The sequence below is a fragment of the Pseudoalteromonas sp. OFAV1 genome, from assembly GCF_021532595.1.
In the GTDB taxonomy this organism is placed as follows: domain Bacteria; phylum Pseudomonadota; class Gammaproteobacteria; order Enterobacterales; family Alteromonadaceae; genus Pseudoalteromonas; species Pseudoalteromonas lipolytica_C.
In genome coordinates this window covers 1-20,995 of sequence record NZ_JAKGBG010000055.1, presented here as the reverse complement: position 1 = coordinate 20,995, position 20,995 = coordinate 1, and the positions used below count along the sequence as shown (strand labels likewise).

Sequence of the window (20,995 nt, the reverse complement as noted above, 5' to 3'; positions counted from 1 at the left end):
GCTGAGAATGATGTATAGGAAAAAAGTTGCGGCTTTATACGAATTTGCATTGGGTCATTTGCCTCAGCACCTTTTTGAACAGTCAACAATTCTAGGTTTTGGTAAGATCGGCATTGATAATGTGTCTGACGATAAGTTTTCAATTGACACCATCATAGCGCCGATTATTGAAGGTAAAAGAAGTTTAGAGCATGCTTATCGTTTACCTGTAAATATTTCTAATCTTGGTTTTTTAGCATCAAGAATGCCCATTATTAACGGAAAGCTGAGAGGGCGTGAGGTTAAGAATCAATTTTCCATAAAAGTGGACCTACTGCGCAACTATAAACCTCAACTTTGTTCTTTTGCAGAGTTACCAATAGATGATAAATGGTATTCCAGCTCATTCAGAGATAAGTTTAGCGATATTTTTGGATCATTTTATTTAACAGCCGAAGCGATAAGACTTGATACGAAACAGAACATTAAGGTATTTATACCTTGCTCAGAAATATTGAGATTTTATTATCCACATACTTCTCTTGTTGAAGCCGCATTTACAGGAAGGCAAGCAAGACAGGTGCTTTACAATCCTGATATAGAGTTAAATAAAAATGATAGGTCTTTCGTCCAACTGCGCAAAAAAATCCCAGACGTATGTGCTCCACATGTTGCCAGAATAAGACATTCTGACTTTGCTGAAAAAGTATTTGAAAGAATTTATACGGACTCAATCCATAATGTTCCTCTTACCGATAACGCACACAGATTATTGAAAGTCTACCCACCATTGCAAGGTGAGGTGGACTGGGTTGTTGAAGCTAATGAGCTTGAGAGTGGCTCTCTCTTGATTAGCGGAATATATCAGTGTAATGGCGTATTTCCGTTCAACGAACTTATGTTCGGGAGAGACAATGACGGTCGATCACCTGAAGGTCGACAGCAATCTGATTACTTGAACTCTTTTCCTATTCACACACCAGCATTTCCTTCGGATACAGATTTAGGTGATCCAAACTCCCCATTGCCAATTTCACTAGGAGGTATGGCTGAAGTTCAAATTGAAACACTAGATATAGAGTTTGACTTTGAGCAAGATACGCCAAATTTTGAAGGACTATTAGGCTTATCTGTTAAGAAGATAGAAAAAATGGCAGTTAAAGACCCTGAAGTAATGAATGTCCAAGTATATGTGGGGGAAAAAGCGGTTGCCGGTGTAGTAGCTTCGGGGTACTTAAGAAATGATAACCAAGATAAATTTGCAAAAGCAGAAATATCGATGGGGTCTGTCAAAAAAAGCTCTGTCGATAAAGAAAAACGAAGTGCAAGTTTCTTCGATGCATTTGATGTTTTCCAAAATGCTGTTCATTCACTAAAAGATGAATATCACATCTCTTGGCGAAAAGCTTCTGTATGGCGCATACCGACTAAAAATAGCTTTTATTTGAATGCGTTTTTACCGAAGGAAATTGGGGATAATGATTTTCTGATGTTAGGGAAAAGAGACTTTGAGCAAAGCGGACTAGAGCGAAAGTTTGAATTGTCTCGCAAATTTGTTATCGCGGAATTGTCATTCGATGATAAACACGTCTACTTTGTTGATTTTGAAAAGAAGAAGATGAATGCCCGTGACGGGACTAGCAGTAACCGAGATAGCACTTCAGTTTTATTCTTCTATGATACTGAAGGAGGTTATCTTAGCAACCAGCAACTTAAGAAAGTGATTTTAGACTTTGCGGGAGATCGCTCTGGATGGCCAGATAATAAGACGCGCTTTCGCTTACAGCATAACGACGATGTTGAGAAATTTGCGGATAAACTGCACCGAAAAGCTAATAAGGCGTTTAATGCTTGGAGTACTTTGGAAAGCTTAGAAAATAAGTTTGTACCAGTATGTTCGGATTAGATTAAAAACAAATAGGAAATGTATGAAGTCAATTTATTACTTTGATTGCGACAAACAAAGCCCTCAGGCAATCCTTATGGGGATGAAATTTGCAGCGATGAAAAGTCGTAAAAATCAAAGTGAGGTAATTGTTTTTGTGCCTCAATTAGAGCAGGTTAATGGAGGCATTTTTACAAAGGCTTTAGGTCGCGAAACTGCAAGAGCATTCTTGAATAAACGTGCGTTAAGAGTTGGAGGCACATTATTCCGATTGGTCTCTGACAGGACTTTTAGTAACACTTATTCAAATGACGTTATCTTAGCTGTTTGGGTATCAAAGACTATGCGAAAAAAGCTCGAAGACTCTATATGTAAAGAACTGGTTGTGGTTCCTTTGCGTCGAGAGGAAAACCTTGATTGGGCGATGGCACAAAGTGCTCAAATTATGTCTATTGTGGCAGAGTAATATGTAGCTAAAAGATAAAGACGCTGGAGTCAGAGGTCAGCTATGGGGTAATGGATGGCGTAGCTATTAATAGAAGCTAATAGAAAGCACCAAATAACCAAAATAACTAGCTTTTTAGTTTTGAGGGTATAGGGATTACCAAGTAGTGAAATAGGCTACCATTTCCAATGAAATTTTTTGGTAGAATGATAGCCTGCATTAATGGATTTGATGATTCGGGTTCTCGACTCATTATGTTGACATGAGCGTGCTAAGCCAAGTGCTTCCGCAATATTAGGGTAACTAACTTCATAACCTCTACTTTTCAAAAACATCGCAGCAGACTTAAATTCTGTGTCACTGGTCCAATAAGGTTGTCTCTTAACCTTGTATCGAAGGACTTTATCAATCCAAAAAGGCACATCTCTCTCGTTAATGTTGAACGCTATTTTACTTAGCTCTAGGGCTGAACAAGTGTATAAGAAGGTTTTTGGCCATTGTTTAAGAAGTTTTCCGATGGAAGATAAAAGCAGGCATCGTTCTGAGGGTGTGAAGTGACAAAAGTTCTTTATGTTGTTCCCTTGATGTGAAAGCTGTAGCCCAAAATATTCTCTTACTTTTGATGCTGTTTTGTAGCGAAAAAATGGTTTTAGTAAAGTCCAAATTCCTGCTATGAAAAGAGGCATTAGGACTGGATTATTTTGTGATATGTGGACCCAGCGCGAATCTATACCCGCACTAATGAGATTACATACATAAAGTAGGTGTTTATCATCTGCTACAGTGAGGTTCTCAGCAGATGAAAGTGGAAATCGACAGTTATAGCATTCAGCACAGTCTTCAGTGTTGTAAGGTACTCGATGGAAGTTTACTGGTTTATAGCACTTTGGACAGCAAGCATGAAGTACGCACTTATGGGTTAAGCAAACTGGCAGGAAACTAATACGCCAAAGGTTTTTAAAGTGTGCAATGTTCTGCTCACGCAGACAAGACGGACAAAACTGTATCCAATTGCATGTAAATAATCGGCCAGCACAATTGGCTGGTAGTAAATAATGAGATGCGAACAATTGATTTAATTCGATAAAATGGTGGCGAGCGTAGTTTGCTGTATATAGGTTTGATATTAACTCGACATCTATATTTGTTAGTTGACTGAGAGTTGTTTCAGGGTGGAGAGAAGAGCTACCATTGACACAACCACCCCAAACATCAAGTCCTGATAAAACTATTTGTGTAAACTGAGTTGGGTCGCATAGATTGGCACGAGCAACTCTTGTTAGCCACGATAAAAAATGCTCGTTCTCACAAGGTGTTGGTCGCGCTGGTAACAACCCATGAAAAGACACTTGGCTAACCAGAAATACCAGTATAACGCCTACGCTCAGGTGTTAGCCAATCAATACTTCTCAATACATCTAAAGTGATCCGCTCCTCTCCAGAACTAATGGCTTTAATCGCGGAGCGGGTGAGGATTTCATTTATCTCACCAATCCAACCAGAACTCATTGAAAATATTTCGGTTGCAATAAGTTGTGACTGCAAATCGGAAGGTTGCTCTAGAGGTATAATTAATTCAAAAGTCGCTAACAGCTTTCTATAGTCAGTGTTTAGTTTCCATTGAGGCAAAACGACAGGCTCGAAGCGGTTTGCTAGTTGTCCATCAGAGACAATTGCTGTGTGCGCTTCCATTGTACCAGCACCGACAATAACAACTTGTGTTGTATTACCAATGTACTTTAATGTATCTAAAAGCTGTGCTTTCTTTAGCTTGGTTGTGTTCATTAACACATGAAGTTCATCAATAATCAGCATCCTAACCCCAAACCTCTCAAAAGCATCCAATACTTTACGAGATTTAACTTCTTTCTTATAGCTATCTCGGTAAGGGATGTGCATGGCCTGAAGTATTAAAGAGTAAATCACATCGGGAGTTGGCTCCGAAGGGACTTCTATACTGACTACAGGGATAACCAAACTTTCAGAATCATGGTTTTCATAGGAAGGATGAGACTTGATAAATCTTTTTAACAAGAATGATTTACCATTATTTGTGTCAGATTTAATCAAAAGATTTGGCATTCTATGCGTTTTTGGATGGTTCAGTAAATCCTCCATTTTAGCCAGAACTTTATTTGCAGTATTGTAACCTATCCATTTCTTTTTCTTCAGCTCAGCAATACGCGCTTCTTTTGGTAAATTAAGCAATTGTGCGATTTTAGGTTCTAAATGGTTCATTTTCACATATCCAAATCAATATCATCGTAGGCATTCACCGTCTCCCAGTCATCAAGCTCTGTACTCTCAGATAAGGTATCTTTGTTTTTGGCTGGTGAAACATGTGCAACTGCTTTTGGAGCTTGTGCCTTTCTCTGACGCATTCGACGGGTTGCAGTGGTTTCTTTATTTGCAGACTCTTCTATTTCTTTTAGTTCACGTTGAGCAAGAATAATTGCCTGTTCATCAATAGATTGAACGCCTTTTCTTTTGAGGTGTTTGTGAATTTTTGATAGCTCAAATCGAGTCATGTTGGGGGCATCACGATAAACCCTCGGTATTTCCAAATACTCTTGAGTATCGGGATCTAAAAAGTATATGCATTGAATTTGATGTAATTCATATTTAACAACAAATTTATTGTCATCGGTAGGCGCATTTACCCCAACCCAGCGAGCAATAGAGGGGTGGAAATAAGTAACGTTGTCAATAGTGATGCCATATCGTTGCACTGTTCGTTTCTTAAAAGGTAAGAAATCAAGATACAGTCTGCGCTCATCTTCAATTATATCTGGCAAACCATGCATGGGCATTTCATCACCAAAGAATAAACCTTCTTCCCACTTTGCAAGTGGCGACATATTTAAATCTGAGTGTGTACGCATGTGATAGTACTTTGTTATGTAGACCGTTAACCATTTATGAAACTCATCGAAAGTAAACACAGCTCTCCCTTCCGAATCATACTCCCCCCGATCTTCAGGGTTTCGGAAAGTGCTTCCTTTGAGGTTAGATATGTCTGTTTTGACCGTTCTCATCAATCTTTCAACATGTCCACCGTAGTCAGGACGTCCAAGAGGTCTCCAATTCAATGTGATGGAATATTCATGGCATGCTCGGTCAACTGATTTGCTCCTAAAATCAGGCCCATTATCGGCGTGCACTGTTCTCATTAACCCCCAACATGGCCATGATGCATCAACGCCAATATTGAATAAAAACTTTTCTTTTCTACAAATACTCTGTGTTAAACATAGAGCGACAGAAGTGGCGCTAGGTGCTTCTAGAGATAGATAAAACCCTGTAATAACCCGACTGTATATATCAATAGCAAATGTCACCCATGGCCTGCCAATAGGCTGTCTATCCCTATCGTCTACAAGGATCACATTAGGTTTAGTGTGGTCAATCTGAATACAGTCTAACGGAAATGTACCACCAGGAAACTTGCCTGTTGAAGGGCTATGTTTGCCGATAAGCTGTTTATTCCCATAACGATGTAAAGCTATTGCTTGTGGGGCAATTTTATTAACTCTTCTGGTAAACGAGGCAAGAGAACAAGGTTGAAGACCTGCTTTTTTACAGTCGAATAGATAGTCATCATAAGCTTGTCTAATATTAGGCCTTTCAAGCTTTAGGAAGTCTCTTTGAATACATAGGTCTAGCAATTTATCTTGTTCCTTTGATAGCCTTGACTCACCTTTATCTGCTCTTCTTTTATTTATTAGAGATGAAAGTCTGCCTGAGTCCTTATATCTTTTAAGCCAACGATAAAGGGTTGCCTGAGAAGTATTATGCTTTTGAGCTGTGTCAGCGACATCTTGCTCAGTGCAATTTGGGCCAAGATCTAATAGATGCTGAATGATATGTAATCGATAGTTAGCCGTTTCCCATTCTTTTTCTGTTAAATCTGATAGATCAATTTTAGGAGTCGTATCTAGTTGTTTGGCTACGAATGGCTTTATCTCGCTAACAGGTATTTTATCTAGTTCTCCAGACGTTTGATTGATACAAAGTACGTAATGTATGTTGAGTATCCTAGTTATTTTGTACTTTTCACCACGCCATAGAACTAATGAGCCGACTCTCAAAGGAACAGTAGTCATATAGCCTCCCAAATATCATTTGATATTGTAAGTGGTGAGTACATTGAAAGTGGATGTTCTAGATTTGTGTGAACAGAACCATTGGATATTAACCGCCATAGAATCGGTGCCGCTTCAGCACGTTTTATGCGACAACAAAAGCATGCGGCTAGTAGCTCTCTTGGTGAAGAAGAGCCTAGATCAATAAGCGTATCAAGTAAGACTTTGCTAATAGCACTTTCGACGGGAGATACTGTTCGAGAAAAGTGGGAGAGGAACTCGATATTTTTAAGCAAGGGCGTTCTGATCTCTTTATCTGTGATAAGCTTAAATCGAGTGTTGTTATTATGACAATAATTGATGGCTGCCTTATACTTAGGTTTAAGCTTTGCCCAGTTTTTCTTAAGCTCATCTCGGTATTTAACTTCATAAAGAGTCTTGGTGTTATCAGTAAATTCAACTAATACATCAGGCGTATAATACTGATTGCCGAAGTGTATAGTTAATGGCTGTTCTTCAAAATGCAAAACTTTATCATTGTGCTCCAACAAGAATATGAAGTCTCTTTCAAGTGATGACTCTGCATCAGCCATTCTATTGAGCTTTTTACTGGGAACTCTCGCGGTTAGATTGCAATATCCAGCCTGTATTTTTCTTACTGGCATAACTCCCTCTCACGCTAATTGAAAAATCGAAATCCACTATCATCTAATATGAATCACATTATCACGAAAAGTGACTCCAACGATTCAAAAATAATGATAATTCAATGCTAGATTATCAAATAGAATGACAAGTGTCAGAATTTGAGCGTAAAGTTCTCGACTCACTGCGTGAACCAATGGAAACAGGTGTAGTGACAATATCTCGAGCGGCAAGGCAAATGGAGTTCCCATCGCAGTTTCAGCTAATCGCCGCATTAAATCCTAGCCCGACAGGAAGTCATACCGATAAACGTGCGACGCCAGACCAAGTCTTGCGATACTTATCTCGGGTGTCTGGGCCATTTATCGATAGGATTGATTTGCAAATAGAGTTACCGCGGCTTACAAGTAGCCAATTGCAGAGCACCCAAGCAGAAGAAAGCAGTGAGCAAGTGCGCCAGCGTGTAGAGCGCGCGTATGCTATACAGCTTAATCGGCAGGGTAAGGTGAATGCCAGGTTAAGTAATAGAGAAATGGCGCGCTATTGTGAGCTAGGAGCAGCTGAGTTGCAGTTTTTGGCTAAAGCCAGTGAGAAACTGGCGCTATCACCGCGTTCTTATCATCGTATTATCAAAGTGGCCCGAACTTTAAGCGACTTAAAAGCCCAGCCAACAATTACCTTAAATGAATTAAAAGAAGCGCTAAATTACCGTGCGTTTGAACGACTAATAAGTCAGTTAACGCAGTACTAGAAAACGAATTAGATTGAAAGCATGTAGCCTTTACCGCGCACGGTGACAATGCGTTTTTGATCTTTTTCATCGCTGAGCTTTTTACGAAGGCGACCAATTAATACATCAACGGTACGATCGCTTGGACTCCAATCAGGCTGGCCAATTTCTTCGGAAATCTTTTCTCTTGATGTAGCTTTACCTGCATTACCAATTAAGCAGATTAAAACTTTATGTTCTGCTTCAGTCAGGCGTGACTCTTCGCCGCTGGGTGTGATCAGCGTGCGATTATCAGGGTGTAATTTAAAGTTGGCGTACTCAATAAACTCTTCGCTTTCGTCGTTTGTTTGAGAGCTCTTAAGGCGTTTATACAGTGCGCGCATTCTAAGTTCTAGCTCGAGTAAATCCACTGGTTTGCAAATATAATCATCGGCCCCTTGCGCAAGGCCTGCGATACGGTCAGCTTGCGAATCTCGGCTTGATAAAACAATGACCCCAATATCAGTCAGAGCATTTAGTTCTTTGGCAAGTAATAACCCATCGCGCTTAGGTAGCACAATGTCGATAACTGCTAAAGAAATAGCTTGTGAAGAAGCTGCACGAGATTGCACTATGCTCAATGCATCAGCACCTGTTGAATCTATCTCAATGTTAAACTCAGTTTCTTTAAAGTGGTTAAGAATGCGTTTAACGAGCAGTTCGTCGTCTTCAACCAATAAAACTTGAATAGTCATTCGCTTTAATTTCACACTTGATTTGTTGTTATGTTAGCACTGTATGGCGAAGGCTGAGAAGTGTAATGGCGAGGTTTGTAACTATTTCTTACAATTTAATGGCTTAGCGATAGTTGAAAAGGGTGAAAGCTGAGCACTCGCGCAGTGCTCAGCCAAGTGATTAAACTACTTTTCAGGATAAAGATATTGCCACCACTGCGGCTGATCTTTTAAGTTTTTATCGAAATACGCCAGCATGGTGTTCCACCAGTCAAAGCGTTTATCACGCGCAAAAATTTGGTGATCTGCTCCTTTGTATTCGATTAGGTCAACATCTTTACCGAGTAGCTTTAATGCCGTGTACATGTTGTGACTTTCACCAACCGGTACGTTGGTATCTGAATCACCATGAAGGAGTAATAGCGGAGTGGTTACTTTATCAGCATGAAACACCGGACTATGTTGGCTATAAAGTGTAGGGTTGTTCCAAGGGTAGCTATTTTTTGATGCCTCAGCTGAATATAAATAACCCCACCAACCTTGACCCCAGTACGAGGTGATATTTGAGATCCCCGCATGAGCTATAGATGCACTGAACATATCTGTTTTAGTTGCTAGTAGCATGGTCATGAAGCCACCGTAAGACGCGCCCAAGTTGCCAACACGCTTACTATCTACATAGCTATATTTATCCAAAAAGGCTTTTGTGCCGTCAATAATGTCGTTAGCTGTGTACTCACCCCATGCATTTACATGTTTAGCCGAAAACTCTTGGCCAAAGCCAGTCGCACCTGTTGGTTGTATTACGTAAACAACATAGCCGTGCTCTGCCCATAAGTTAAATGGGTAACGACCTGTGAAGCCACGTGTTACTGGTGATGTGCCACCGTAATAATAAACCAGTGCAGGGTATTGTTTTTTGCTATCTAAATCATGAGGTAAATAAACACGACCCTTTATTTCAATGCCATCTTTATTAGTGAAGTTAAATTCTTCAAGTGAGGCTACTTGGGTATTTTCATAGCCAATTGGCTTTGAATCCCACACGACTTTAGCACGGCTCTTGCCTAAGTTGAGCTGCTTAAGTTGCTGTGGTGTTGACGCTGTAGTGCCAGTCACTAAAATGCTTGGATTGCGCTCGTTTGAGTAACTAAATTGCTCAACAACATCAAAGCCTGTATTTACTTTATTGAAACGCTTTTTGCTTAAGTCGTATTGATAAAGTTGAACGGTATCTTGCTCGGTGACTTTAATAAGTGCATCACCGTTTTCTAGTACATTTAACTGGCCGATAGCCGGGTTAAACTCTTTACTTAAAGCGGTTGCTTTTTTACCGTCGCGGCTGAGTAAGTAAAGTTGACCATCATAGTTATTAGCCAGCATGCCTTCAGGAAGGTTTCGGCCTAAGCCATTATTAAAATCTGGGCCAGCAGTGACATAAATACCGTCATCAGTATATTCAGCCTGATTAAAGGTATTAAATTGACCAAGCACCGTGATGGCCGATGTAGCTAGGTTTAGCTCAACAAGCTCTGTTGCAGGCTGTGGTGAAAGCTGCATTGCCTGTGCTGAGCGACTCATTAATACGTGACCATTTTTGGCATCAAAATCTTCAAGTGAATGGCTAAGTGGGCCTTGGCTTAAAATTTTGCTAAGACCTGTTGTGATATCAAGCAAGTATATTTGTGACGTTGTACGAGCATAAGACCAACGGTCTTGCAGGCCTTGATAATGTTTAGTGAGCTTGCCATTGTCTGTTGGTGATTTTGACCAGCTAAAAATTAAGCTGTTGTTATCAAAATATTGAAAGCCACTTGCACCAGAAAGGTTTTTAGCAATCACGCTAAGTTGCATCGTTTTTAGATTTAAACGCTTAAGCTCACCATTTAATAGATACACTAAATTTGTGCTATCAGGGCTCCAAGTAATATTGCTCGGTTGGGCTGACTCAAAGCGATAAAGAGTATTGTTTTTTGCGTCTTTAAGCTCAGTCACGTATTGCGCTTGATTAGCCGTTGCATCTTCGTAATGACGTTGGCTAGTAATAAAGTAATTGCCATTTGGCGCCATTGAAATATAACTTACCGTTGGCGCATCGAATAACTGTTTTGCAGACAAGCCATTTTGTTGTTTAGAACTAAATTGCACAGTATCTAGTTCAGACTTAGCAGTAAAATCAAGCTCAACTTCATTCCAGTTTGCTACTTGCTCAGTGATGATAACAAATTGGTGATCGCCTTGGCTTAAAGCTAACTCATAGCTGTTATTTTTTTCTGTTTGCTTTTCACCATCGATAAACAGCTGTGCGTTTTCAATGCCTTTAAGGGTCAACGAACCTTGGCTAAAGCGCTCGGTTGATGCAGTAAATTTTAGTGCTTGCAGGCCACCTAATGTAAGGGCGCTAACTTTGTCGAATGATTGCCACTTTATCTCGTCGCCAAAAATACGAATATTGTCGTTATTTTTTTGTAAGCTTGGTACTAAGTTGGCAATAATAGCGTCACGATGTTCGGTTTGATAAGGCTTTAATTGCATATCATCGCTAAGAGGGCCAATAAACTGAATTGCTGAACGTTCAATAGCATCTGCCATAGCTGTTGAACTTAGAGAACAAAGTACAAGTGCGCTAAGCGTGGTTTTTAGCTGAGTTTTTTTGTTCAGCCAAGTGGTTGTAAATGTCATAGTTTCGCCTGTTGAAGGTAAGTTTTAGCAATATAGCACGCAGAAAAACTAGCAAAAAGAGCTCTGCGTTAGAATGCTGATGGGTTTGAGGTTCCAGTTATCTGTTGATATGGTGGGCGCTTAGATGAACAATGAGGATGCACAGTGACACTTTTACTTGTTTATATGTTGGTTGCTATTACCGTCTCTTTTTTATGCTCGGTAATGGAAGCGGTGTTATTAAGTATAACGCCAAGCTATGTTGCTATGTTAAGGAAGCAGCAACCTGCATTAGCAAAACGCGTTGCTAAGCTAAAAGATAATATAGACCAACCGCTCGCGGCTATTTTAACGCTTAATACAATTGCGCACACAGCTGGTGCTGCAGGTGTTGGTGCACAAGCTGCAGTGGTTTTTTCAGATGCTGCTGTTGGAATAGCCTCGGCAATTATGACCTTATTGGTTCTTGTACTTTCTGAAATCATTCCGAAAACACTGGGTGCAAATTATTGGCGTGGTCTAACACCTATCGTCAGCATTAGCCTTATTTGGTTGGTGGTCATTTTAAAACCTTTCGTTTGGTTTGCAGATATCCTCACGCGCTTTTTGGGGCGTAATTATGATGAGGCCTACTATATTCGCCAAGAAATTGAAGCCATGGCTGATATAGGCACAGAGTCAGGGGCACTTGGTCACGACGAATCTGAGATTATTAGGAGTCTGCTGCGTTTTCGCCACGCTAAGCTAGATACCATAATGACGCCGCGTACTGTGCTGTTTAAAGTGCATAAAGATTTAACTGTTAATCAGTATTTGTCTGAACATGGCTCATCGTCATTCTCTCGGGTGCTGGTATATGACAAAAATGGTGATGATATTATCGGCTTTGTACATAAAAACGATATTATGCTGGCATATCATCGTTTAGGTGAAGACTATAAGATAAGTAAGCTGGTTAAACCAATTTATACAGTACCAGAGACCCTGCATGTGCCAACGCTACTTGAAACCTTATTGTCAGGTCGAACCCATATTTGTTTAGTGGTTGATGAGTACGGAGATGTTCAAGGGATTGTGACCTTAGAAGATTTAATTGAGGCGCTGATGGGGCTTGAGATTGTTGATGAACATGACCAATCTGCAAATATGCAAAAAGTGGCTAAGCAGCGTTGGCGACAGCGCTTAGCACGAAGTAATACCATTGTTAGTGATGACAAACGGGAGCCTTAGCGACGCTGCCCGGTCGCTGTTTTGACCATTTGCCGCCATGAGATTGACCAATTTAAAAAATCTTCTTTGGCTTTCGGGCGGCATAACAAAAAGCCTTGCATTAAGATAAATTCTTTATAGCGGTCTAAGTATTCGAGTTCTTCTACTCGCTCGATCCCCTCGGCGACAATAAATAAATCTTCTTGAATAGCAATATTCACAAGACTACTGACAATGACTTGAGAAAATTGGTCAGTTTCAATATTACTGATCAGCGTTTTATCTATTTTAATCTCGGTAAATGGTAAGGTTTTCAATTGTTGTATGTTGGTAAAGCCGGTGCCAAAGTCATCAAGAGAAATACCAAATCCTCGCATTCTTAATCTGTTTAGTGATTCTAACTGTGCTGCGGTGCGTAAGGCGTATTGCTCGGTTATTTCTAAAATAACTTCACCTGGGGTGAGGTTATTTAGATGTAATATTAGTGCCAATTTATCCGGGCAGCTTAAGTCTTCGAGTTGCGAAGGCGATAAATTAAAGGCCAGTTTTAGGTTAGGATGAAAATGTTCTTTGATTTCAGCAAAGTCGTTGGTCGCTTTTTCAAAGAGCTGAAAGGTAATAAGGTTAATTAAATCTAAATCCTCGGCAACACAAATAAATCGTTCAGGAAGAATTATTTCCTCTTCTTTACTTGTATTTATTCGCGCTAACACCTCAATACTTTCGACACGGTTATCGTGGCGGTTAATTTTGGGTTGGTAAAATGGAATTATTTCGTTGTGACTAATCGCATGAAGTAACAGCGACTCAGAAATAGGGGATTTTGTCCGCTCTACGTGAACTGAAAAATGCTCAAGTTTTTGCAGCAACAAATAAACCTGATTCAACTGCACGGGTTTAGATATATTACCAATCAGATGGGCATTATTTTTACGGGCAATATCAGCCGCTAAATCAATTACTTTGGGATCCATTTCAGAAATGATCGCAATAGCACCATGGTATTTCATTGCGCCTAAATGACGGATCAACTCCATACCATCCATATCGGGCATTTTTAGATCAGTAAAGATAGCATCAAAGAAGTGAGGCGCTTTTTTTACTTTTTCTAGGGCTTCTTCTGCACTTAGGCAAGTAGTGACATGGCTAATTTCCAGCTCATTCAAAATAGCCTGCATAACAATAAGAATCGCTTTGGAGTCATCGACTACGAGAATATGCCTATTTGACTTCACTATATTCACTCCTTGAACGAGAACACTATACTTAAAAGTAGTAGATAAATATTAGTTAGTCATGTTTTTTGGTTGTTTGTGTGCTGGACAGAGTAATTTAAATCGTAGAAGCTTCTCTCTCGTAATTTATTTTGTCCTACGTATAATAGCCGCACTCTTATCTAGTATTTTTACAGATTATGGCAAGACTTCAGTTGAGCTTAGCAAATGAAACTTTCACTTTGCATTTGCACGGCTCGCAATTAATACAGTTATTCCATCAACAGCAAGCTATTGCATTTGATAACCCGACTCAGAATAAGTATGAATTTGATTTTCAAGGACAAAAAATTAGCTTAGATACCAGCAAAGTGCATGAAAAAAGCTTAGCTATTTATGTTAATCAGCAATTAGTTAGTGAACTTGCACTTCCTGCGGTAGAAGACACTGAACCAAAACGCGGCATCATTGGCCTGCTAGCACTGGGCTTTAAATTATTTAAAAGTGCAAAAGTAGTGAAAGCTGCTTTAGCGGGTGCATCAGTTGCAGGTTACGCATGGCTTTTTTCTATTGAATTTGCTTTGATGTTAATTGCTTGCTTGGTTGTGCATGAATATGGTCATGTGCGCGCTATGAAATATTTTGGCATTAAAACTAAAGGTATTTATCTTATTCCGTTTGTCGGTGGCTTGGCCGTTTCCGACGATAAAATTACCACCCGTTGGCAAGACGTGGTGATCTCTCTAATGGGGCCTGCATTTGGCTTAATTACCTCAGTACTCGGAGTGGTGCTTTACTACGCCACTGACATGGAAATATTCGCCGGTGTGGCAGTACTCAGTGCACTGTTAAACCTATTTAACTTGTTACCTATTTTGCCTTTAGATGGCGGTCATGTACTTAAAAGCATTAGTTTTTCGATGCGTTCTTGGGTCGGCTTAAGCGTGTGCTTATTAGGCGTGTTATTTGGTTTATGGTTGAGCTATACCTTCGGTTTAATGCTCCTCGTGTTCTTCTTGTTTGTTGGCGCGCTTGAAATTGTATTTGAATGGCGTGGTCGTCATTATTCACACTTAATCCCTCTTGATACTTACGGGCAAGGTTTTTCAGCGGTCATGTACGCATTGGTTGTTGCAGGCCACGTTGCGGTGATGATGCATTTTGCTGATTCAGAAAGCGCAATCCTAAGCCTACCTATGAAGATTTTATCGAGCTAAGGATTACATATTAAGCACTGAGTGGGCTAAAACTCAGTGCTTTTGCATTCGTACTAAGGATAAAAACTCAGCATTAACGATATAAACACGCCGGTGATGATCAGCTGCACAAGGCAAAAGCCCATGATGTCTTTTGCTTTTAAGCCAGCAATAGCAAGTACGGGGAGTGCCCAGAACGGCTGAATTAGGTTAGTCCAGGCATCGCCCCATGCAACGGCCATTGCAACACGTGGCATATCAGCGCCAAGTGTTTGTGCTGCAGGAATGACAATTGGCGCTTGCACTGCCCATTGGCCGCCGCCTGATGGAACAAAGATATTCACAAACCCGGCACTTAAAAAACTCCAAAAAGGCAGCGTTTCGGCTGTTGCAATGGCAATAAATCCTTCAGAGATTTGTTGAGCAAGTCCCGTTTTTACCATAATCGCCATGATCCCTGCATAAAACGGAAATTGAATCACTATGCCAGCGCCGCTGGGGATTGCTTGCTGTAAGCTTCGGAGTAAATTATGTGGTGTTTGATGCAGTAAAATTGCGCTAAATAAGAAAATAGCGATCACGCTATTTAAATTTAAGCCGCCTCCGCTTAGCACAAAATAATAGAATAAATAGCCAAAGCCAACGGCCCCTATCCCCATTCCTAATAAACGACTATGCTCTATTACTTCGGCAGGGCGGGTAGGTATTGCTATTTGCTTAGTTTCATCATCAAGCTTTGCGGGGTCAACATAGACGCTGTCTTTCTCGTTTGGCAGCATGTAGCGATTTACCAGCGGCATGATAATAAACAAGCCCACAACAATAGCGATATTAAATGCGGAAAAAATTGTCTCCTCGGTGCCTATAATACCAATGCTTTGCTGTGCAAAATGGCCGTCGGTCGCGATTGTCAGCGGCACTGAACCGGCTAAGCCACCATGCCAAACAATAAAGCCTGAATAGGCACTGGCTACTAACAAACGGTAATCAACACGGGTTTGTTTTGCAATTACTTTGGCGAACAAAGCGCCTATGACTAAGCCAAAGCCCCAGTTTAGCCAGCTCGCTAATAAAGAAACGAGCGTCACGAGTATAATTGCTTTGGCTGGGGTATTTGCTAGTGTTGCAAGTTTATTGAGTATGCTGCGCATGACTGGAGTACTCGCTAACATGTAGCCTGTAAGCAGTACTAGCAGCATTTGCATAGCAAATTGTAATAGGTTCCAAAATCCACCACCCCAAGCCGCGAGCACTTGTGTGGGCGTTGACGGTGTAAAGAGACTCGCAACGATAAAGCTCAGCAAGGTGAGTAATATAACAAATACAAACGGGTCGGGTAGGTAACGCTCTACTAGTTTAGTGAATGGTTTGGCAACGCGATTTAGCATAGTTTTTATTGTTGTCGTCGAATCGATAAAGCCAATAAATCATGAATAACGATGATTGGCAAATTGCGACGTCGTTGCTTTAGCTTATATTAATAAAACAAATGTTAAAAACGATTACTGAGCATCTTGTTCTAGCACGGCTTTTAAGCGGGCTTGTACTTCTTCCACTAACAAAATTGGCTGGAACTTTGATAAAAAGGCATTACAACCAACCTTCTCAACCAGGGCTTGATTAAAGCTACCACTGAGTGATGTGTTAAGCACGATATGTAAGTTCTTCATTCGGCTGTCGTTGCGAATTTCGTGGGTTAAACGGTAGCCATCCATTGCTGGCATTTCTGCATCGGTGATCACCATAAGTAATTCTTTTTCGACGTCTTTGCCCTGATCAGCCCAGCCTTTTAACATTTCGAGTGCTTCAAGTCCGTTACGAGCAGGAATAATTTCGATGCCGAGTTGCGATAAAGTATCGCTTACTTGTTTGCGAGCCGTTGGTGAATCATCAGCATGAAGAATTTTGCGGCCTGCAAATTCGTTCACGATACTCTTATCAAGAATATCTTCAGAAATATGTACTTCGTACTCAACGATTTCGGCGAGCACTTTTTCTACATCGATTATTTCAACCAGTTGCTCTTGGCCATCGCGTTTCACCTTCGTTAAGGCTGTTAGGTAATGATTTTTACCAATCGCAGTTGGTGGCGGCATAATGTCTGACCATGTCATATTAATGATTTGATCAACCTTGCCAATTAAAAAGCCTTGTACGGTACGATTGTATTCAGTGATAACGAGGTTTGTATCTTCAATGTGTTTAGCTTCAGGCATGTTAATCGCTCTCCGTAAATCAATCACAGGAATTGACTCACCGCGAATATCAACTACACCTGACACTTTCGGGTGTGCGTGAGGAATTTTGCTGATATGAGGCAGTTTAACGACTTCTTTTACTTTAAAGACATTAAGAGCAAATAAATGGCGACTGTGGAGGTAAAATAGTAAAAGCTCTAAGCGGTTTTCACCGACTAGTTGCGTACGCTTATCAACTGAAGCAAGAACACCTGACATATTTCACCCAAAACAACTAATACAGAGATATTATAGTCTACTATTATTTTTCATCGACATGCATTAGTAATTTCAATCTGTTGCCAAAGAGCAAGCATTCCAGTACCGTATCGTTAATTTCCACCACTGTAAATTGCAAGGATTATGCACTATTTATTAAATCGTATAGTGGTACTTATCCGCAGTCATATTGATCAAGTAAGTTGGCAGGCTGTGGTGGTTACCACGCTTTTGCATATGCTACTTATATGGTGGCTGCTTATGCTTGCAGGAGAGCAAGCTTTAACACCACTAAGTACCTACGTTTATTATTATGTTGTAACAACATCAACAGTTGGCTATGGCGATTTTAGTGCCAGTACTGAGCTTGGTCGCTGGATTGTTGCATTACTACAAATACCTTTTGGTTTAGCATTATTTGGCGTTCTGTTAGGAAAAACAGGGCAAACAGTAACTTACTTAATCAGGCGCGCTATGACGGGTGATAAAAGCTTCGCACATATAAACAATCACATTATTATTTTTGGTTGGCACGATACTCGTACTAAGAAGATGGTTGACTATATTCTAGCCGATCAAAAACGCTTAGATCGTCGTATTCTATTGGCAGTTACTGAACAAATGGAGCATCCATTTTTAACAAATCCGATGGTTGATTTTGCACGCCTAAGTAGCTTTACCGACTTAGATGAGTTGCAAAGAATCGCAATTGAACGCGCCGATAAAATTATTATTGATGGCCAAGATGATGACCAAACGTTTACTACGGCACTGCGCATAAGTAAGTTGGTAAATAAGGATTGTCATATTAGCGCGCATTTTACTGACGAAACCAAAATCGAAATGCTACATGAGCTCTGTCATAATGTTGAATGCAGTAGTGCCAAGTCAGCCGAAATCTTAGTGCGTTCAATGCAAGATCCAGGTTCGAGCCGTGTGCAAGAAGAGTTGTTATCAACACTTCATGGTGATACTCAGTTTAGTTTGCCTATTCCAAAAGGCGTGCAAGCAATGGAGTTTGGCAAGCTGTTTCATCACTTTAAATACAGCCACGATGCTATATTACTGGGTGTAGCACATAATTTAAGTGCAAAAAACATGGATTTAAATCCGCCACTTGACTATGTAGTCAGTGAAGGAGATATTTTGCATTATATTGCTGCGGAGCGTGTTTTGAGTGACGAAGTTGATTGGTCAGCGTTGGTATAGTACCAATCCGCAATAATACTTTTAATTAAGCGAATTGGTATTTATGAATGAAGTTGCGTTTTTAATTATTGTTTTAAGTGCCTACATTTTACCTGTGGTCATTGTGCTCAATAGTAAACGCACTCAAGGCCACGAAAAGAATGCTTGGTTAATTGGTATCATTTTCTTTTCGTGGTTAGCTTTGGTGATGTATTTAACTATTGTCCCTAAACACGGGCGGGTCAAAAAACACCGTAAAATAAAAATGAAGGGTTAACTTACAGCTACAGTCTCACTTCAACTGTTTCAATTTATGATCTATCAATGGGTCATCAGGTGAAAGTTGCTGCGCCACCTCTAAAATCTTTATTGCATCGTTTGGGTGTTCATCCTGATGCTTGATTGCGACATCAATCAGCGGCTGAACATCAATTGTGCCATTTTGCTCTTGAATATGCTCTGCTTTTTCTTCAGTCAAAATTGTGTGCGCCTTACTAAGTAAGGCTAAGCGGTGTGCCGAACCGTTGTTGGCTTTATTGAGCCGACGATAATAGTCTTCTTTAAAACGTAACGTTTTTGTCTGCTGTCGAAATTGAGCAATATCGACTTGCTGGTGGCTAATAAAATCAACAGCAACATCTTTATAAAAACCAAATTTATTCAAGTACGTAGCATGAACGCTGTGACCCATACCGAACACCCGTAAATGGGTGAGTTGTGGGTAGCGTTTAGCATGAGCTCGGTCGATACGATTGGTTGGATCGTAGATGATATAGCCTTTAGCATGACCTAGGTCTAAATCGTGATAATCACCGTTCCAGTCAAATTTTTGTGCGATATCTGTGCTTGAGCGGTCATCCCATGGGGCTTTGTTTTTATTTTTTGTGCTGACAGGATGAAATAACAAGACTTTATCAAGCTTTAATAGATTGGCAAATGCGCCAACAGCAAAGCCACCACGACTCAAGCCATATCCTAATCGTTCTTTAAATCCGCCAATCAATGGCGCTAACTGCTCAATAAAAAACAATAGGTTGCGGTGTCTAAACCAGTTACTAATGCCTAAATGTTGGAAGGCAATTACATTCACATCTTGTTTTTTCGCAAGTTTATAGGCCCAAGGCGAAAAATCATCTGTGAGATCATGTTCTTGGTAGTTGGTTCCCGCTGGTGAGAAGGTGAATAGCAGAGGTTTATTTGCGTCGATGATATGGTACTTCACATATACATCACCGAGTAAGTCACCACCGGTAAATGGGACTCGGCTTTGTTGTTGCTCATGTGGGAGATGGGTCCACTCATCTAACCAATATAATAATTTCATACATCCCCCAAGATACCTCTAAAATAAAGGGACAGAATTATAGCAAAAATCACTGCTCATTAAAAATGCACGCCTTTTTAATGTGTTATGTTTCGCTCATAGCTATAATCTGTTGCCAATCATGTTCAGTTACTGGAATCACAGATAATCGACCGCCTTTTTTAAGGGCTATTTCGGTAATGGACTCATTGGCTTTAATTGCTTGTAGGCTAACAAGCTTTTTAAGGTGAGATTTATAAGTAACATCGACCACAAACCAGCGCGGGTTATCAGCAGTTGCTTTAGCGTCGTAGTAATCGCTATTTAGATCAAATTGAGTTGGGTCGGCATAGGCTTCACGACTGACCGTGGCTATTCCTGCGACACCTACATGTTTACAACTTGAATGATAAATCATTACCAAGTCGCCTTGTTTAATGCCATCGCGTAGAAAGTTTCGCGCTTGATAATTGCGCACGCCATCCCACATAGAGGTTTGCATAGGTGCGTTTTTTAAATCATCAATTGAAAATGCATCAGGTTCGGTTTTAAAAAGCCAATAAGCCATAATGGGGTGCTCTTACAAAGATTTACTTCCAATTAGTCTATAGTATCATTAAACGCTTGTCGGGATTGAGGATAAATAAATGAGCCAAGTATTAGATGACTTACTGTCATTAATGTCGTTAGAAGAGATTGAGCAAGGCTTGTATCGCGGGCAAAGCCAAGATTTAGGGTTTAGAGCTGTTTTCGGTGGCCAAGTAATGGGGCAAGCCTTGTCGGCAGCCAAAGAAACATTGCCTGAAGGGCGTATAGTTCATTCACTGCATTCTTATTTTTTACGTCCAGGTGATGCGAGCAAACCAATCGTTTACGATGTAGAAAATATTCGTGATGGTAAGAGCTTTAGTACCCGCCGTGTAAAAGCTATTCAATATGGTAAGCCGATTTTTTACATGACTGCTTCGTTTCAAGGTGAAGAGGACGGCTTATCACACCAAGCGCAGATGCCCGATGTCCCACAGCCTGAAGAATTAAAGTCATCGCTTGAGTTTTACCAAGCGAATGCTGAACTTATTCCTGAACCAATTCGCAATAAGTTTATTCGTGAAGTGCCAATTGAAATGCGCCCAGTGACCTTTCATAACCCATTTAAACCACAAGTAATGGAACCCGTTAAGCATATTTGGTTTAAAGCCAATGGTGAGATGCCTGACGATCAGCGTATTCATAACTACTTACTTGCGTATGCGTCTGACTTTGAGTTTTTACCAACGGCATTACAGCCG

Annotated in this window: 18 protein-coding genes and 1 pseudogene; 8 read left to right on the top strand and 11 right to left on the bottom strand. The window is 40.4% G+C overall.

Going from position 1 to position 20,995, the window contains the following annotated elements; all coding sequences use genetic code 11:
- The first annotated feature begins 7 nt into the window (after positions 1–7).
- Together L1267_RS20575 and L1267_RS20570 are read left to right on the top strand one after the other, a co-directional pair.
- Positions 8–1,885 (top strand): hypothetical protein, encoded by a 1,878-nt coding sequence (locus L1267_RS20575; protein WP_235383972.1) that lies wholly within the window; start codon positions 8–10, stop codon positions 1,883–1,885.
- A 22-nt stretch (positions 1,886–1,907) separates the two neighbouring features.
- Positions 1,908–2,330 (top strand): hypothetical protein, encoded by a 423-nt coding sequence (locus L1267_RS20570; protein WP_235383971.1) that lies wholly within the window; start codon positions 1,908–1,910, stop codon positions 2,328–2,330.
- 155 nt (positions 2,331–2,485) lie between these two features.
- Here L1267_RS20570 and L1267_RS23830 read toward each other — a convergent pair whose 3' ends face one another.
- Genes L1267_RS23830 through L1267_RS20555 form a run of 4 tightly spaced genes read right to left on the bottom strand, consistent with a single transcriptional unit; the run spans position 2,486 to position 6,984 of the window.
- Positions 2,486–3,658, bottom strand: coding sequence for a TniQ family protein (locus L1267_RS23830; protein WP_442960571.1), 1,173 nt, complete (start codon positions 3,656–3,658; stop codon positions 2,486–2,488).
- Positions 3,659–3,662: 4 nt separating this feature from the next.
- Positions 3,663–4,547: a TniB family NTP-binding protein gene (locus L1267_RS20565; protein ID WP_235383970.1), complete on the bottom strand. Its 885-nt coding sequence runs from the start codon at positions 4,545–4,547 to the stop codon at positions 3,663–3,665.
- Between the two features lie 2 nt (positions 4,548–4,549).
- Positions 4,550–6,412 (bottom strand): Mu transposase C-terminal domain-containing protein, encoded by a 1,863-nt coding sequence (locus L1267_RS20560; RefSeq protein ID WP_235383969.1) that lies wholly within the window; start codon positions 6,410–6,412, stop codon positions 4,550–4,552.
- Positions 6,409–6,984 (bottom strand): TnsA endonuclease N-terminal domain-containing protein, encoded by a 576-nt coding sequence (locus L1267_RS20555; RefSeq protein ID WP_235383968.1) that lies wholly within the window; start codon positions 6,982–6,984, stop codon positions 6,409–6,411. The genes L1267_RS20560 and L1267_RS20555 overlap by 4 nt, the downstream gene beginning before the upstream one ends.
- Positions 6,985–7,184: 200 nt before the next feature.
- Between L1267_RS20555 and L1267_RS20550 the strand changes: the two are divergent.
- Positions 7,185–7,787: pseudogene (locus L1267_RS20550) on the top strand (ATP-binding protein); the annotation flags it as partial.
- 8 nt (positions 7,788–7,795) lie between these two features.
- Here L1267_RS20550 and L1267_RS20545 read toward each other — a convergent pair.
- Both L1267_RS20545 and L1267_RS20540 read right to left on the bottom strand, forming a co-directional pair.
- Positions 7,796–8,500 carry a response regulator transcription factor gene (locus L1267_RS20545; RefSeq protein WP_135923196.1) on the bottom strand — a complete coding sequence of 235 codons (705 nt, stop codon included), beginning with the start codon at positions 8,498–8,500 and terminating at the stop codon, positions 7,796–7,798.
- A gap of 165 nt (positions 8,501–8,665) precedes the next feature.
- On the bottom strand, positions 8,666–11,161 hold the full coding sequence (locus L1267_RS20540) for an alpha/beta hydrolase family protein (RefSeq protein WP_199527612.1): 2,496 nt from the start codon (positions 11,159–11,161) through the stop codon (positions 8,666–8,668).
- Positions 11,162–11,305: 144 nt separating this feature from the next.
- On the opposite strand from L1267_RS20540, the gene L1267_RS20535 reads away from it, so the two are divergent.
- Positions 11,306–12,370: a hemolysin family protein gene (locus tag L1267_RS20535; RefSeq protein WP_135923198.1), complete on the top strand. Its 1,065-nt coding sequence runs from the start codon at positions 11,306–11,308 to the stop codon at positions 12,368–12,370.
- On the opposite strand, the gene L1267_RS20530 is transcribed toward L1267_RS20535, so the two are convergent.
- Positions 12,367–13,587: an EAL domain-containing response regulator gene (locus tag L1267_RS20530; RefSeq protein WP_328248445.1), complete on the bottom strand. Its 1,221-nt coding sequence runs from the start codon at positions 13,585–13,587 to the stop codon at positions 12,367–12,369. The two genes, L1267_RS20535 and L1267_RS20530, sit on opposite strands and share 4 nt — an antisense overlap.
- A 176-nt stretch (positions 13,588–13,763) precedes the next feature.
- Between L1267_RS20530 and L1267_RS20525 the strand changes: the two genes are divergently transcribed.
- A complete protein-coding gene (locus tag L1267_RS20525) occupies positions 13,764–14,780 on the top strand; it encodes a metalloprotease (RefSeq protein WP_235383967.1) in 1,017 nt (338 codons plus the stop codon).
- 53 nt (positions 14,781–14,833) lie between these two features.
- Here the strand turns inward: L1267_RS20525 and L1267_RS20520 are convergent, their stop codons facing one another.
- Together L1267_RS20520 and L1267_RS20515 are read right to left on the bottom strand one after the other, a co-directional pair.
- Positions 14,834–16,147 carry a short-chain fatty acid transporter gene (locus L1267_RS20520; protein WP_235383966.1) on the bottom strand — a complete coding sequence of 438 codons (1,314 nt, stop codon included), beginning with the start codon at positions 16,145–16,147 and terminating at the stop codon, positions 14,834–14,836.
- A gap of 114 nt (positions 16,148–16,261) precedes the next feature.
- Positions 16,262–17,215: a chemotaxis protein CheV gene (locus L1267_RS20515; protein WP_135923203.1), complete on the bottom strand. Its 954-nt coding sequence runs from the start codon at positions 17,213–17,215 to the stop codon at positions 16,262–16,264.
- Between the two features lie 144 nt (positions 17,216–17,359).
- Between L1267_RS20515 and L1267_RS20510 the strand changes: the two genes are divergently transcribed.
- Together L1267_RS20510 and L1267_RS20505 are read left to right on the top strand one after the other, a co-directional pair.
- Positions 17,360–18,424 carry a potassium channel family protein gene (locus L1267_RS20510; protein WP_135923204.1) on the top strand — a complete coding sequence of 355 codons (1,065 nt, stop codon included), beginning with the start codon at positions 17,360–17,362 and terminating at the stop codon, positions 18,422–18,424.
- 43 nt (positions 18,425–18,467) lie between these two features.
- On the top strand, positions 18,468–18,680 hold the full coding sequence (locus L1267_RS20505) for a hypothetical protein (protein ID WP_235383965.1): 213 nt from the start codon (positions 18,468–18,470) through the stop codon (positions 18,678–18,680).
- Between the two features lie 15 nt (positions 18,681–18,695).
- Here L1267_RS20505 and L1267_RS20500 read toward each other — a convergent pair whose 3' ends face one another.
- The gene (locus tag L1267_RS20500; protein ID WP_235383964.1) at positions 18,696–19,727 is read right to left on the bottom strand and encodes a cytosolic protein; all 1,032 of its coding nucleotides are present in this window, start codon (positions 19,725–19,727) and stop codon (positions 18,696–18,698) included.
- Between the two features lie 85 nt (positions 19,728–19,812).
- Positions 19,813–20,274, bottom strand: coding sequence for an EVE domain-containing protein (locus L1267_RS20495; protein WP_235383963.1), 462 nt, complete (start codon positions 20,272–20,274; stop codon positions 19,813–19,815).
- 79 nt (positions 20,275–20,353) lie between these two features.
- Between L1267_RS20495 and L1267_RS20490 the strand changes: the two genes are divergently transcribed.
- On the top strand, positions 20,354–20,995 hold a 642-nt coding region (locus tag L1267_RS20490; RefSeq protein ID WP_235383962.1), incomplete at its 3' end, for an acyl-CoA thioesterase domain-containing protein.